The sequence below is a fragment of the Lysobacter sp. cf310 genome (assembly GCF_900114355.1).
GTDB lineage: Bacteria > Pseudomonadota > Gammaproteobacteria > Xanthomonadales > Xanthomonadaceae > Lysobacter.
Genome location: NZ_FOSS01000001.1, coordinates 1123916 through 1137613, shown reverse-complemented (window position 1 = coordinate 1137613; position 13698 = coordinate 1123916). Strand labels below are relative to the sequence as shown.

General features: G+C 70.6%; 10 protein-coding genes. All 10 read right to left on the bottom strand.

Features of this window, described 5'->3' with window-relative positions; genetic code table 11:
- Nucleotides 1-44: 44 nt before the first annotated feature.
- On the bottom strand, nucleotides 45-938 hold the full coding sequence (locus BMZ45_RS05055) for an alpha/beta fold hydrolase (protein WP_091633163.1): 894 nt from the start codon (nucleotides 936-938) through the stop codon (nucleotides 45-47).
- The gene (locus tag BMZ45_RS21525) at nucleotides 935-1072 is read right to left on the bottom strand and encodes a hypothetical protein (protein ID WP_175488926.1); all 138 of its coding nucleotides are present in this window, start codon (nucleotides 1070-1072) and stop codon (nucleotides 935-937) included. The genes BMZ45_RS05055 and BMZ45_RS21525 overlap by 4 nt, the downstream gene beginning before the upstream one ends.
- A 97-nt stretch (nucleotides 1073-1169) precedes the next feature.
- The gene (locus tag BMZ45_RS05050) at nucleotides 1170-2006 is read right to left on the bottom strand and encodes a helix-turn-helix transcriptional regulator (RefSeq protein ID WP_091633160.1); all 837 of its coding nucleotides are present in this window, start codon (nucleotides 2004-2006) and stop codon (nucleotides 1170-1172) included.
- 101 nt (nucleotides 2007-2107) lie between these two features.
- Nucleotides 2108-2791 (bottom strand): glutathione S-transferase family protein, encoded by a 684-nt coding sequence (locus tag BMZ45_RS05045; RefSeq protein WP_091633158.1) that lies wholly within the window; start codon nucleotides 2789-2791, stop codon nucleotides 2108-2110.
- A gap of 79 nt (nucleotides 2792-2870) precedes the next feature.
- Nucleotides 2871-4172 (bottom strand): condensation domain-containing protein, encoded by a 1302-nt coding sequence (locus BMZ45_RS05040; protein WP_091633155.1) that lies wholly within the window; start codon nucleotides 4170-4172, stop codon nucleotides 2871-2873.
- On the bottom strand, nucleotides 4169-5155 hold the full coding sequence (locus tag BMZ45_RS05035; RefSeq protein WP_091633152.1) for a glycosyltransferase: 987 nt from the start codon (nucleotides 5153-5155) through the stop codon (nucleotides 4169-4171). The genes BMZ45_RS05040 and BMZ45_RS05035 overlap by 4 nt, the downstream gene beginning before the upstream one ends.
- Entirely contained in the window at nucleotides 5152-6504 is a 1353-nt protein-coding gene (locus BMZ45_RS05030) for a condensation domain-containing protein (protein ID WP_091633150.1), read from the bottom strand. The genes BMZ45_RS05035 and BMZ45_RS05030 overlap by 4 nt, the downstream gene beginning before the upstream one ends.
- A complete protein-coding gene (locus BMZ45_RS05025; protein WP_254776532.1) occupies nucleotides 6501-7829 on the bottom strand; it encodes a glycosyltransferase in 1329 nt (442 codons plus the stop codon). Before BMZ45_RS05025 ends, BMZ45_RS05030 begins: the two co-directional genes overlap by 4 nt.
- Before the next feature lie 7 nt (nucleotides 7830-7836).
- Nucleotides 7837-11853 (bottom strand): non-ribosomal peptide synthetase, encoded by a 4017-nt coding sequence (locus BMZ45_RS05020; RefSeq protein WP_175488925.1) that lies wholly within the window; start codon nucleotides 11851-11853, stop codon nucleotides 7837-7839.
- A gap of 350 nt (nucleotides 11854-12203) precedes the next feature.
- Complete coding sequence (locus tag BMZ45_RS05015) at nucleotides 12204-13652, bottom strand: MocR-like pyridoxine biosynthesis transcription factor PdxR (RefSeq protein ID WP_254776531.1); 1449 nt, start codon at nucleotides 13650-13652, stop codon at nucleotides 12204-12206.
- Nucleotides 13653-13698 lie beyond the last annotated feature (46 nt).

The window sequence follows — 13698 nt, the reverse complement described above, 5'->3', positions numbered from 1 at the left end:
ACCCCGTGACGTAGCGTGAGAGAGCGGATGTGCGCGCTGGCGATTCATGCCGTGGCAGCCTGCGCGCCGGCCTGCTCGACGGAGTGCGCCTGCCAATGCGCGCGCAGTTCGCAGTTGAAGTCCTGCCAGCGCTCCTCGGGGAAGAAGATGCGCGCGCCCTCGAACTCCACCCGCCGCACCGTGCCCGGGATGGTCTGCTGCAGCCAGAGCGACCAGGGCAGGGGGAAATAGACGTCGTCGGTGCCCCAGGCGATCAGGGTCGGCGCCTGCAGGCGGCGCAGGCCGTCCTCGATCGCCAGGGTGTGGCGGCAGTCGAAGGCGTTGACGAAACGTTCCAGCTCGGCCAGTCGCGCCGGTTCCAGCAGCGGCCGCAGATAGGTGTCGATGGTGGCGTCGCTGACCTGGTCCGGACGCTCGTAAGCCGGCGCCAGCGCGCTGCGGAACACCGACTTGTCGGCCTGCATGGCGCGCAGGGTGTCGCCCAGTCCGCCCGCGGCCACCATCGCCACGAAAGGCTTGAACGCCTCCGGCGGCCAGTTGTCGTGGGCATCGCAGTTGCTCAGCGCCAGGCTGCGGATGCGCTGCGGATACAGCGCGGCGAAGATCTGGCAGATGCCGCCGCCGCTGTCGTTGCCGACCAGATCGACGCGGTCGATGCCCAGCGCGTCGAGGAACTGCGCCAGCATGTGCGCGTTGGCGGTGACCGATGCATCCTGGCCCGCGCCGGCCTCGGTGTAACCGTGGCCGAGCAGGTCCAGCGCGATGCAGCGCCGGCTGTCGCCGAGCTCGGCGAGCTGATGCCGCCACAGGTAGCCGTTGAGCAGCACGCCGTGCACGAATAACGCCACCGGGCCTTGGCCCTGTTCGACGTAGCTGATCCGGCCCGAAGGCGTGTCGACCGTGCGACGGTCGGCGAAATAGCGCTGACCGCCGCTCATGGCCGCAGCTCCGCTTCGCGCAGCTTGTGCGCGCATTCTTCGCAGCACACCTCGACGGCGCGGCCGCCGATCGTGACCTGGATCGCGTGTTCGTCCAGCTCGCTGTCGCAAGCGGCGCAGGTGTTCTCGTTCATGGGGTTCTCCGATATGGGCCCGGTTCGGGCACGCTCAGGAGACCATCGCGGCGGCGCCGCCGCTGTCGGATTCTTTAGCGGTTTGCGCGGCGCGCGCTCAGGCGCTCTTGGCCAGCGCCGAGCGCTGGAACGCTGAGGGCGTGCGGCCGTAGGCCTGCTTGAACGCGGCGCTGAAGTGGCTGTGGCTGGAGAAACCGAGGTCCAGGGCCAGCGCCGACATGTCCTGACTGTGCGGAATCCGGTCCAGCGCGCGCGCCAGGCGCAGGCGCAGGTGATAGCGATACAGCGGCAGGCCCTCGACCTGCTGGAAGGCCTGGGTCAGGTAGACCGCCGAACCGCCGATCTCGGCCGCGATCTCTTCCAGGGTCCAACGCCGGGTCAGGTCCGCGGCCAGCAAGACCTTGACCCGATCCACCAATCGGCGTCGCGCGTGCGTGGCCGCGGTGATGTGGGTGGTACGCGGTCCCAGGCTGCGGCAGACCAGGGTCAGGGCCAGGCTCTCGGCTTCCAGCGTTTCGATGCGGCCCAGTTGCAGGTTGTGCCGGAGCAGGGCGACCAGCGCCTGCGCGCGCGCATCGATGCGCAGCGATTGCAGACGGAAACCGAGCTGGTCGCGCTTTTGCAGCAATTCGGCCGGCGCCAGTTCGCGCAGCAGCGGTTCGGACAGCGCCAGCACCAGACTGGCGTCGCCGCCGCTGACGGGGTGGCTGACCTGGTAGCCCTCGCCGGCGTTGAACAGCAGGGCGTGGTTGGCGTCGGCCACCGACTGGTCCTGGCCGACGTGGCGCAGGTACAGGCCGCGATAAGGAAACACCAGGTGGGTCGAGGAGGCGCATTCCTCCTGGCTGCGATGGCGGCACTGACCGCCGCACAGCACGTCGCGCACCGCCAGGGTGCCGCTGTCGAACAATCGGGCGACTGCGAAATCCGACATCGTGTTCGTGCGGCCAGGTTCGGGCTTCGACGGCGATGATAGACAGGGCGGGCAGCGCCGGCCATGACCTGCGAGGTCATGGCGCGTCGACACCCTCGTGCCTAGCTCTCGGCCAGGAACCGCGCCGGCATGCGCTCGTAATAGGGGAACAGCTTGAAGTAAGGCCGCGCCTCGTTCAGCACGCGCGCGTAGGACGGCCGCTGCAGCAGACGTTCGAAGTAGGCGCTCAGTTGCGGGTAGCCGTCGCCGAACGGGGTCACGATGCCGGCGTAGAACAGGGCCGGCGCTGCCGCGCAGTCGGCCAGGCCGAATTCGTCGCCGGCGGCCCAGACCCGGTCGGCCATGCGCCGCTCGATCATGCCGTAGGCGATGCCCAGGCCGGCATGGGCATCGGCCACGCCGCGCGGATCGCGCTCGTCCTCGCCGCGCAGGCGGTCCAGCACGATCTTCTGCATCGGCACGCTTACGTACAGGTCGAAAAACCGGTCCCACAGGCGCGCGTCGAGGTTGGCGGTCGGATCGGCGGGCAGCAACGGCTGCGGACCCGGGTAATGACGGTCCAGGTACTCGATGATGATACTGGTCTCGGGCACCGTCGCATCGCGCGCTTCGTCGCGCAGCACCGGCATCTTGCCGACCGGCCACAGATCGAGGAAACGGGTGTGCTCGTCGGCGGCCGCGCGTTCGATCAGGCGCGGTTCGAAGGCGGTGCCGTTTTCGTACAGGGCGATCAGCACCTTGTGGCAGAACGAAGCCAGGGGATGCTGGTAAAGCACGAGCGCCATCGCGGTTTCCTCGATCGGGTCGGGCCTCAGGTTAGCCCGATGCCGGCCGCGGCGCAGCCGTGTCGAAAGGCAGGGCGCCTCAACCGGCCCAGGCCGCGCCGTCCACGCGGGACGGCGATGCCGCAGCGGGCTGGGTGCGCGCGACCTGGGCTTCCAGCACCGCCATCAGGGCCTCGCGCAGGGCGTGGGCGCGCTCGGGATCGATGCAATGCTCGTCGCCCATGCAATAGAAGCGCAGCTGGCCGTGCAGGGCGTACACGATCAGGCCCAGCGCGCGCACCGAATGCGAGTGCACGTACAGGCGGAAATCGTCCAGGCGGAACGGCGCCCGCTCGTCGACCAGATCGAGCTGGCCCAGATTCGACAAAGTGATGCGGTTCCAGCTGCCCTTCAGGCCGAGCGCATTGCCGAGCCGGATCAGCGCGTTCAAGCGCGCCGGCGCCGGTGGCCGGATCAGTTCGCAGAAGTGGTAGCGGCTGGGAATCTCGCGGGTTTCGCGCTCGATCTGCGCCTGTATCGAACGATGCGCTTCGCGCACGCGATCCCAGAAGCCGCTGCCGTCGTCCTGGCCGGTGCGGAACTTCAGGCCGCCGCCGCCGTAGAACAGGCGGTCGTCGGCCAGCGCCGGCACGCGTCCGCGCCGGCCGTCCATCGGGCTTTCGATCCAGGCCGGTACCTGTTCGCGGCCCAGTGCGGTGAGCAGGGCCGCGTCCAGCGCGACCAGCAGGGCGGCGTGCACCGACACGTCCTCGCGTTTGCAGCGCTGACGCAGCGCGCTGGACAGCACCGCGCCGGCGCTCCATTCCAGGTGGTGCTCGCGATTGCGCGGCGGCGCCATCGGCGGCAGCAGGCGCAGCGCCAGGCCGATCAGGCCGGCGACCCAGCGCCGGCGTCGCGGATGCGCGGGGACGTAGTGGCCGACGATATCGGCGGCGGTGAGCGGCGCGTAGGGCGGCAACGGCACGTCGTCGTACAGGGCGCGCAGGGTTTCCCTGGCCACGATCAGCAGGCTCATGCCGTCGCAGATGCGGTGCGAGGCCGCGAACAGCAGCTCGCTGCGGCCCGCGCCGCGCAGCCAGACCAGGCGTAACTGGGCCTGGCCCTCGGCGAAGGGCGTTTCCAGCTCCTGGTCGATTTCGCGGCGGCTATCGCCGTCGCCGCGCAAGCCCAGCACGCGCAGGGGGATGGGGCCGGCGCCATCGTCCACGTAGCGCACGGCCATGCCTTGCGTGCGCAAGGTTGCACGCAGGGCCGGATGCTTGGCCTGCACGCGCGCGATCGCCCTGCGCAGATCGGCCTCGGCGATTTCGCCGTCCAGCCGCAGCGCGTAGACGATGCAACCGTCGATCAGCTGCTCGATCGTGGACAGCGGGCGGCTCACCCGGCGTCTCCGGGCGCGGGTGCCGGCGCGGGCTTGGCGCGCTCGGCCGCCTGCGCCTCGCGACTGGCGCGGGTGCAATAGGCGTGAATGCGCGGATGCAGGCGTTCGAAGGTGCCCAGGCGTCCGCGCCGGCCGTCCAGGTAGCCGCAGGCGATGGCGGTGAGCTTGCGCAGCTTGTCGGGTTCGAACAGGGCCACGCACAGTGCTTGGTGCAGGGCCAGCGCGCCGCTGAGCCAATGCAGGCCCCAATGCGCCTTGTACAGGCGCAGGCAGTGCACCGCATTGCGCGCGCCGTAGTAGCGGCGCCAGGCGACGTGGTGGGTGGTATAGAGCTTGCCGTGGCGGCGGATGTGGCCGGTGGTCTGCTGCATGGTCACGTCGGCGTTCACGTACACCGGCACGCCCTGGCTGGACGCGCGCAGGCCGTACTCGATGTCGATGTACTCGATGAAGTAGTCCTCGCGGAAGGCGCCGAGCTTGCGATAGGCGGCGGCCGAGATCGCCGAGCCCGAGGAAATCACGAACAAGGTCGGGAACAGGCCGTGCTCGCGTTCGGTCATGCGCACCGGCCGGGGAAAGCGCCGACCCGGCGGAAACGTCGGCATGCACTTGCGCAGGTTGATCTCGTACACGCGCGGCCCGAGCACGAAGCTGTCGCCGCCGACCGCGGCGCAGGCCTGCATCATCGCGGTGAAGAACGAAGCCTCGATCTTGGAGTCCTGGTCGAGCAGGAAGATCACCTCGCAGCCGCGCGCCAGCAGCACTTCGGCGCCGCGGTTGTAGGCCCCGGCCAGGCCGCCGCGGTTGCGGTTGACCAGCACGTCGATGCGCTCGCGATGCAGGGCCGCGTGCAGGGCGGCGTCGGGTTCGGGCGTATTGTCCACCGCCACCAGGTCCGCGCAGATTTCGCGCGCGCGGCGCAGGTTGTCGACGAACTCGGCGTCGGGCTGGTAGAGCACGAAGATCAGGCCATAGCGGTTCATGCGGCGCGCACCGGTTCGGCGGAGACGGGAGCGGGTTCGGCGTGGGGCTGCGCTTGCGGCGCGGTCAGCGCCATCAGCAAGTCCATCGCGTGCTCGCGGATCCGCAGCGCGTGCGCGCGCGGCAGCGACTCCTCGTCGGAGGACAGGGAGAAGTCGTAGCGGCCCGCGTAACGCGAGATCACCAGCTGATGCGCGGGGGTCGCGCCGACCACGCCGGAGATGCCGCGCACCGCGCGCAGGTGGAAACCGCGATAGTCCTGAGTCAGCGACAGGCGGCCGAGATTGCTGAGGGTGAGCTGACGGCCCTCGCGGCGCGAACGGCCGTATACGACCATGCGATCGAACACGCCGTGCAGGCGTTCCAGGCCGAGGAAGTTGCGATAGACCTTGGCCGGCAGGACTTCGATCCTGCGCTGCAATTCGGCTTGTAGCGCGCGCGCCCGGGTCCAGAACTCGTCCGGCGCGGCGGTGCCCGCGCCGGTCTTGCCGGGGCGCAACTCGACCGTGGGCGCGATGCCGAACAGGTCGCGGTCGCCTAGGTTCGGCAGCAGGCTGCGCATGTCCACCGGCGCGACGAAGCGCTGGATGCGCTGCGCGCCGCAGACCGCGCGGAAGGCCAACACGAAGGCCAGGCTGATGGCGACGTAGGCGCTGACGTGTTGCGCGCGGCACTGCTCGGACAGGCGCCGGCTGACGGCTTCGTCCAGCGTCCACAACTCGCGGTAGATCGCGCCGTAGTGCTGCGCCGGGCGGTCGCGCACCAGCAGGCGCAAGGCCAGGGCCAGGGCGGCCGCGCGCCAGCGGATACTGCGCTGCAGACCGCGATCGGCGCGTACCGCGGCGGGCAGCCAGTCAGCGAAGCTGGGCAGCGCGTCGCGGGTCTCGATCGCGCGCTCAGGCCCGTCGCAATCGCGCAGCAGTTCGCCCAGCAGGTGGGTGAGCGCGCGGCCGTCGCAGATCGCGTGATGGCAGATCAGCACCAGTTCGCTGCGGTGCTCGCCGCGCAGCCAGAGCAGGCGCGCCAAGGGCTCGCGCCGGCCGTCGAAACACCGCTGCAGCTCACGCTCGGACCAGGTCAGCCAGTCCTCGTCGCTGCGGCGATCGATGATGCGCAGCGGGATCTGCGGCGGCGTGCGTCGCAACTCGAACCAGGGACGGCCCTCGCGTTCGACGATCAGGCAGCGCAGCAGCGGATGGCGGGCCTGCGCCTGACTCAGCGCGCGCAGCAGCGCGGCCGGATCGATCCGGCCTTCGATGCAGGCGGTGACCACGACATTGCCCGGCAAACTGCCGTCGCCGTACAGGGCGCGTTCGAACAGGCTCAGCGGACGGCCCGGCGGAGCGCTCATGCCACGCTCCGCAGGTGACGGCGCGGGCGCGGGACGGGGTCGGCGATCGCTTCGACCAGGCCCCAGGCGCGCAATTGGGCGACGGCGTTGCCGATCCCGTCTTCGGCGCGCACGGTGTCGCCCAGTCGCGCGGCGGCCTGCCGCATCGCCGGCGCCTGAGTGGCGGCGATGGCGGCCGCCAGTCGCGCCGCGTCCAGGCCTTTGCGCTGCACCGCCGGCGGGGCGACGCCGCGCGCGTGCAGGCAGCGCGCCCAGAACGGTTGATCGCCGTAGAACGGCACCACCACCGAGGGAATGCCCGCGCGCACCGCCGCCGCGGTGGTGCCGGCGCCGCCGTGGTGCACGGCGGCGCACATGTGCGGGAACAAGGCGTCGTGCGGGGCCTGGCGCAGGAAATAGCAGCGCCCGTCGCGCACGCCGTCGGCGCCGTCCAGGCCGCCCCAGCCGGTCGCGAGCACGGCGCGCAGCCCGCTGCGCTCGACCGCATCCAGCACGGTGCGGGTGAACGCGGCCGCGTCGGCGTTGACCATGCTGCCGAAGCCGACGTAGATCGGTTTGTCGCCGGCCTCCAGAAAGGCCTGCAGCGCCGGGTCGGGCTGCCAGCGGGTGTCCTGCGCGAACCAGTAGCCGGTGACCTGGGAACTGTCGGGCCAGTCCGCTGGGCGCGGCAGCAGGCTGGGGCTGTAGCCGTTGAGGGTCTTCTCGCGCTGGGCGTTGCGGCCCAGATGCGGGCCATGCCAGGAAAAACGCGGCAGCCCCAGCTGCGGTCGCACGATGTCGTTGATCGCCGGCTTCATCACATACCAGACCAGCAGATGGATCAGCCGGTACAGGCTCAGGCTGAGCCAGCCGGGCAGACGCTCGCGGCCGCCGGCCATCACCATCGGCGGCAGGATGCGCGAGGGCGTGAGCGGCTGCAGGCGCGCGATCGCGAACGGCAGGCCGCGCGCTTCCGACATCGCCTTGGCCAGCTGGATCGCGTTGCTGACCCCGATCAGCAGACCGGCGCCCTCGCTGGCGGCCAGGCCTTCGGCAGTCCAGTGCCGGGCCCAGTGCGCATAGCGTTCGCGGAAGGTGCGCGCCATCGCGTACAGGTTGAGGCCGCGATCGGCGATGGCGCGATCGGCGGCCAGCATGGCCTGGAAGTCGGCGGTCAGCGGGTAATGGTCCAGGCCGGCCTCGCGCACCAGCGCTTCGAAGTTGGCGCTGGTGACGATGCGCACCGGATAGCCGGCGCGCTGCAGGCCCTGGCCCAGGGCGACGCAGGGCAGCACGTCGCCGAGGGTGCCGATGGTGAAGATCGCGATCGGGCGGACGTCGCTCATGGTCGGCTCAGGCATGCGCCACCGTGCGCGGTTCGAAATCGTCGTCGGGTGCGTGCGCGGACGTCGGCGCGCGCGGTTGCAGGCGCTCCAGGTGCCGGCTCAGGACCTGGCCGATGCGCGCGGCGGGCAGGGTGTCGAGCACGCTCTCGTGATGGCAATCCAGCGCGTGCAGCTCGAAGCGGCCGCCGACGTAGGCGCGCCAAGTCTCGGGATCGTGTTCGATCAGCGCGGAGGGATCGCCCAGGCGCTGGGTGGCGTGGAAGTACACCAGGTCCAGATCCAGGCGGCGCGGCGCATGCCGGCGCGCCAGGCTGAGGTTGTTGCGCATCACCGCGAAGGCGTGTTCGACGAAGCGCGGATGATCGCGCGCGATCTCGCGCAGCAACGGCATCGAGCGCGTGTTGTAGGCGAGCAGGGCCGGGGCGAGTTCGTCCAGGCTGCGCGGCGCGGGCCCGGGGCCGGGTGCGATGCCGAGGAAGTCCAGGGCCGCGCGCACTTCGTCGGCCGGTTCGCGCCTCTGCGCGGGCAGGCTGGGCGTGAACAGATAACTGTCGATCATCGCCAGCAGTTCCACGCGCTCGCCCTGTTCGCTCATCTGCGCGGCGATGGCGTGGCCGATCAGGCCGCCCAGCGAACGGCCGAGCAGCCGATACGGCCCCTCGGGTTGGAGGCGACGGATCTGGGCCAGATAGTCGGCCGCGATCTCGTCGATGCTGGCCGGCAGACGGTCCATGCCGCGCAGGCCGCGCGCCTGCAGGCCGTACACCGGCATCGCCGGATCCAGGTGCCGCAGCAGGCCGGAATAGCCCAGGCTGAGGCCGGCGATGGGATGGATGCAGAACAGGGGGCGCGGCGCGGTGGCGGGCGCCGCGGCCCGCCGCAGCGACAGCACCGCACCCAGCGGGTCGCCGTGCTCGTGGTCGGTGCGTTCCAGCAGCGCGGCCAGGCCGGCGATGGTCGAGGCCTCGAACAGGCTCGCGACCGGCAGGCGTTTGCCGAAGCGCTCGGGCAGGCGCGCGATCAGTTGCGCGGCGATCAGCGAGTCGCCGCCGAGTTCGAAGAAGTTGTCGTGCACGCCGACCCGCGGCAAGCCCAGCAGTTCCGTCCAGATCGCCGCGAGCTTGCGCTCCACCGGCGTGCGCGGCGCCACGAAGCCGCCGCGTTCGCCGCGCTCCGGCGCGGGCAGGGCCTTGCGGTCGAGCTTGCCGCTGGGCGTCAGCGGCAGCGCCGGCAGGCTCACCAGTGCGCCGGGGATCATGTAATCGGGCAGTTGCTGGGCCAGATGACGGCGCAGCGCGTCGGTGTCGATGCGCTGGCCCGCTGCGGGCACCAGGTAGGCGCACAGGCGCAGGCCGCCTTCGCTGCCGGCGGGCTCGGCGATCACCGCGGCCTCGGCGACCGTCGGATGCCGCATGAGCTGGCTTTCGATCTCGCCCGGCTCGACCCGGATGCCGCGGATCTTGACCTGCTGATCGCTGCGACCCAGGTACTCCAGCACGCCGTCCTCGCGCCAGCGCACGCGGTCGCCGCTGCGGTACATGCGGCCTCCCGCGGGACCGAAGGGGTCGGGCAGGAAACGCTGCGCGGTCAGCTCGGGCCGATTGAGGTAGCCCAGGGCGACGCCGGCACCGCCGATGTAGAGCTCGCCTGGGCAACCGCTGGGCGCCAGGCCGCCGCTGTCGTCGAGCACGTAGAGACGGGTGTTGAGTATGGGGCGGCCGATCGGCGGCGCGGCCAGGTCCGCGGCCGACAATTCGATCGCGGTGGAGTAGACGCTGGTTTCGGTCGGTCCGTAGAGATTGCTGACCCGGTCGGCCAGCGTCGCCAATCGCTGCGCCAGTTCGGCCGGCAGCGCTTCGCCGGCGGCCAGCGCATGCACGCCGCTCAGGTCGGTGTCGCCGCTGGACAGCAGCATGCGCCACAGCGAGGGCGTGGCCTGCATGTAGCCGATGCCGTGCTCGCGGATCAGGCCGGCCAGGCGCGCGGGATCGCGCACGATGTCGGCGCCGGCGATCACGGTGCGCGCGCCCACCAGCAGCGGCAGGAACAGCTCCAGCGCGGCGACATCGAAGATCACCGTGCTGACCGCGAGGAAACGGTCGGCGGGCAGCGGCGCGAGCTGGCGGCGCATCGCTTCCAGCAGATTGCTCAGATTGGCGTGACTGACCTCCACGCCCTTGGGCCGGCCGGTGGAGCCGGAGGTGTAGAGCACATAGGCGCGCGACTGCAGCGCGGACAGGTCGAACGCGCGCGGCGTCGCCAGCGCGGGCGCGAGCTCGGCCGGCGCCAGCGTCGCCAGCGGCGTCGCCAATCGCGCCAGCCGCGGCGCCAGTTCCGCCGAGGTCAGCAGCAGCGCCGGCCGCGCATCGTCCAGCATGCTGGCCAGGCGTTCTTCCGGCGCTTCCGGATCCAGCGGCAGATAGGCCGCGCCCGCGAATCCGATCGCCAGCATGGCCACCAGCAGGTTCTCGTCGCGCGGCAGCGCCATCGCCACGATCTGGCCGGGCGCGACGCCGCGTTCGATCAGGCGGTTGGCCGCGTGCAGGCTGCGCACATGCAGCTCGCGATAGCTCAGGCGCCGCTCGCCGTGGCACACGGCCACCGCCTCCGGGCTGCGCCAGGCCTGTTCGGCGAACAGGGCCGGCAAGGTCGCGGCGGGCAGAGGCGCGGCGGTGTCGTTCCATTGCCGCAGCAGGCGTTTGCGTTCCTCATCGCCCAGCACATCGATCGCGCACAGGGCGACGGCCGGATCGTCCAGGGCGGCGTCGATCAGGCGCTGCAGGCGGCGGCGATGGTCGTCCAACTCGGCGTCGCCGTACAGCGAGGGATTGGCGTCGAAATCGAAACGCAGGCCGCCGTCGTCGCCGCGGTCGTAGACGAAGACGGTCAGGTCCTCGGCCGAGCCGTTGGACAGATTGCGCGGCACGCCGGTGGCGCCGCCGAAGTCCAGCGCATAGTCGAAGGGCTCGATGTTCACGCCCAGCCAGGCCACGCGCTGGCCCTGGCCGACCAGGCCCAGTTCGCGGCGCAGATCCTCGTAGCGGTAGCGCTGGTGGCGCAGGGCCTGCGCGACCACGCGCGCGACCTGCGCGATCAGCTCGCCTACGCTCTGTTTCGGCCGCATGCGCAGGCGCAGCAGCACCGCGTTGGCGAGCATGCCGGGCGTGTGTCGCAATTGATGATTGACCCGGCCGCTGACCGGCATGCCCAGCACCAGATCGGCCGCGCCGGTGGCGCGGAAGTAATAGGCCGCGATCAGGGCGATCAGCACCTGCGGCAGGCTGGCCGCGTGCTGCTTGCCCAGCGCGCGCAGGCGCCGGGTGCGGGCGCTGTCGAGAAAGCCGGTGCTGCGGCGCAGACCGCCGTCGCCGCGCGCGCCGCGGCGCGACAGGGTCACCGGTTCGGGCAGGTCGGCCAATTGCTCGTGCCAGTACTCGCGATCGCGCCGGCAGCGATCGGAGGCGCGGTAGCTCTCCTCCGATTCCAGCAGCGAAGCCAGGGTGCGGAAGCCGCTCGCGTCGGGCTCGCGATTGAGCGCATAGGCGGAGTAGATCTCGGCCACGCGGCGCGCGATCAGGCCGCCGGCATAGCCGTCCAGCACGATGTGATGCGCGCGGTGATACCAGACGTGGCGGTCATGGGCGAGCTTGAACAGGGCGCATACCCACAGCGGGCCGTCGTCCACCTCGGTCTGCGAGCGCAACTCGTCCGTCATCCAGCGCTCGGCGGCCGCGGCCGGATCGGCGTGCTCGGAATAGTCGAAGTAGGGGAATTCGTCGATGCGCGCGCCGACGATGCATTGACGCGGAACGCCGTCGACGTCGATCAGGCGCAAGCGCACCGCCTCGGCTTCGGACGAGACCTCGCGCAGGGCGCGCAAGAACAATCCGGGATCGATCCAGCCCTGGATATCGATCGCCTCGGCCAGGTTGAAATTGGCGCCAGGCCCGGCGATTTTCTGACTGAACCACAGCCCCAACTGGGCCACGGACAGCGGCAACGAGACTGCACGCGCATCGTTCATCGCACTGCTCCTTGTGCGCATCGCCGGAGTGGCTGCGGCTGCCTGCCGCCTCCGGTGCGATGTAGTCGTCCAGACGTGTTGGTGATGAGTTCTAGTCCGAACTCATACGCAGGTTGCCATCACCGCGAAATTGGAACTGTGAAGTCGATTGTGGATTCGTTGTGTACTGCAACAACGTCACGCCGTCGTAACGCGCGCATCGCATGAGTGGAATCACTCAGCGCGCGTGCGCGGTCTTCCGCGACTGGGTTGCGAACGTGCGGGCGCGTCGCGACCTTGGCGCGCTATCGCTTTAAGAAGCTTCGAAATCGGTCCGGCGTTCGTCGACGCGCGCGTTCGATCCGTACGCTTCAGCGTCGCAGGGACAAGGCAAACGTGCGCAAGGCGTCGCGTATCGCCTGCGTTTCGATGCCGCCGATGCCGAACACCAGCCCCAGTCCGGGATCGGGCCGCGTCGCGAATTCCCCGATGGCGCAGGCGCCGGGGGCATGCTGGCGCGCCTTGGTCAGCAAGCGCGTCGCCTGGCCCGGATCGCGGAAACGCGCGGACACATGGATGCCGGCTTCCGAAGGGATGGCGACCAGCCAGGGCCGCAACTCGCCGGCGAAGCCTTCGAGCATGGCGCGTCGGCGTTCGCCATAGAGTTTGCGCATGCGCCGCACGTGCCGCGCCAGATGGCCGTCGAGAATGAACTGCGCCAGCGCGTCCTGCAGCTGCGCATTGCCGGCGGTATCGATGCATTGCTTGGCCGCGGCCAGCGGCTCGCGCGCCCACGCCGGGGCGACCACGTAGCCGATGCGCAGCGCGGGGAACAGGCTCTTGGAGAAGGTGCCGACGTAGAGCACGCTGGCGTCGCGGTCGAGGGTCTGCAAGGCGTTGAGCGGGCGGTGGCCGTAGCGGAACTCGCCGTCGTAATCGTCCTCGACGATGGTCGCGCCGTGCCGGCGCGCGAACGCCAGCAACGCGATCCGGCGCGCCATCGACATCGCCACGCCGGTCGGGAACTGGTGCGAGGGCGTCACGCAGATCAGCCGCACATCGGTGGGCAGGCGGTCCACGCACAGGCCTTCCTCGTCCACCGCGATCGGCACCAGTTGGGCGCCGGCGGCGAGCAGGGCGGCGCGCAGCGGCGGATAGCCCGGGTCTTCGACCGCGACCTGGGTCTTACCCGGCACGACCAGCACGCGCGCGATCAGGTCGAACGCCTGCTGCGCGCCCGAGGTCACCAACACATCGTCGGCGCCGCAGGCGACCGCGCGCGCGAACGAGACGTGCTGGGCGATCGCGGCGCGCAGCCTGGGCCGGCCGTAGGGCGAGTGATAGTCGAAGGCGCCGATGTGGCGCGGGTGGTAGACGCGCCCGAGCAGGCGCCGCCAGACCTCGAACGGGAAATGGCGGTGTTCGGGCGTGCCCAGATGGAAGCCGGGCATCCAGGTCTCGTCGGCGTTGCGCGCGCGCGCCGGCAGGGTGCGCCACTGCGGGTTCAGGCGCTCGTCGGCCGGGCGCGCGCCGCCGCGCGCGGGCCGCGCCGACTTGGCCCGATAGTCGGTGACCACCGCCCTGGCGCCGGCACGGGTGAGGACATGGCCTTCCGCCACCAGCAGGTCGTAGGCCGCGATCACGGTATTGCGCGCCAGGCCGTAGGCGCTGGCCACGCGGCGCGTCGAGGGCAGCTCCACGCCCGGACGCAAGCGCTGGTCTACGATCGCCGCGCGCAACTGCTCGTGCAATTGGCGCAAGCGCCCGCCGTCTCCGTCGAGGTCGATCTGGAACTCGAAAACTGGTTCCACTGGGCTCATAAAAACTGGATCGTCGAAGGAACCAGTGTCAGCCTAAGCTAAGGCC

What these genes read in the sequence shown, in the direction of transcription:
- BMZ45_RS05020 (WP_175488925.1), bottom strand. Translation starts at nt 11,853, where the DNA reads ATGAACGATGCGCGTGCAGTCTCGTTGCCGCTGTCCGTGGCCCAGTTG.
- BMZ45_RS05030 (WP_091633150.1), bottom strand. Translation starts at nt 6,504, where the DNA reads ATGAGCGCTCCGCCGGGCCGTCCGCTGAGCCTGTTCGAACGCGCCCTG.
- BMZ45_RS05050 (WP_091633160.1), bottom strand. Translation starts at nt 2,006, where the DNA reads ATGTCGGATTTCGCAGTCGCCCGATTGTTCGACAGCGGCACCCTGGCG.
- BMZ45_RS05045 (WP_091633158.1), bottom strand. Translation starts at nt 2,791, where the DNA reads ATGGCGCTCGTGCTTTACCAGCATCCCCTGGCTTCGTTCTGCCACAAG.
- BMZ45_RS21525 (WP_175488926.1), bottom strand. Translation starts at nt 1,072, where the DNA reads ATGAACGAGAACACCTGCGCCGCTTGCGACAGCGAGCTGGACGAACAC.
- BMZ45_RS05015 (WP_254776531.1), bottom strand. Translation starts at nt 13,652, where the DNA reads ATGAGCCCAGTGGAACCAGTTTTCGAGTTCCAGATCGACCTCGACGGA.
- BMZ45_RS05055 (WP_091633163.1), bottom strand. Translation starts at nt 938, where the DNA reads ATGAGCGGCGGTCAGCGCTATTTCGCCGACCGTCGCACGGTCGACACG.
- BMZ45_RS05025 (WP_254776532.1), bottom strand. Translation starts at nt 7,829, where the DNA reads ATGAGCGACGTCCGCCCGATCGCGATCTTCACCATCGGCACCCTCGGC.
- BMZ45_RS05035 (WP_091633152.1), bottom strand. Translation starts at nt 5,155, where the DNA reads ATGAACCGCTATGGCCTGATCTTCGTGCTCTACCAGCCCGACGCCGAG.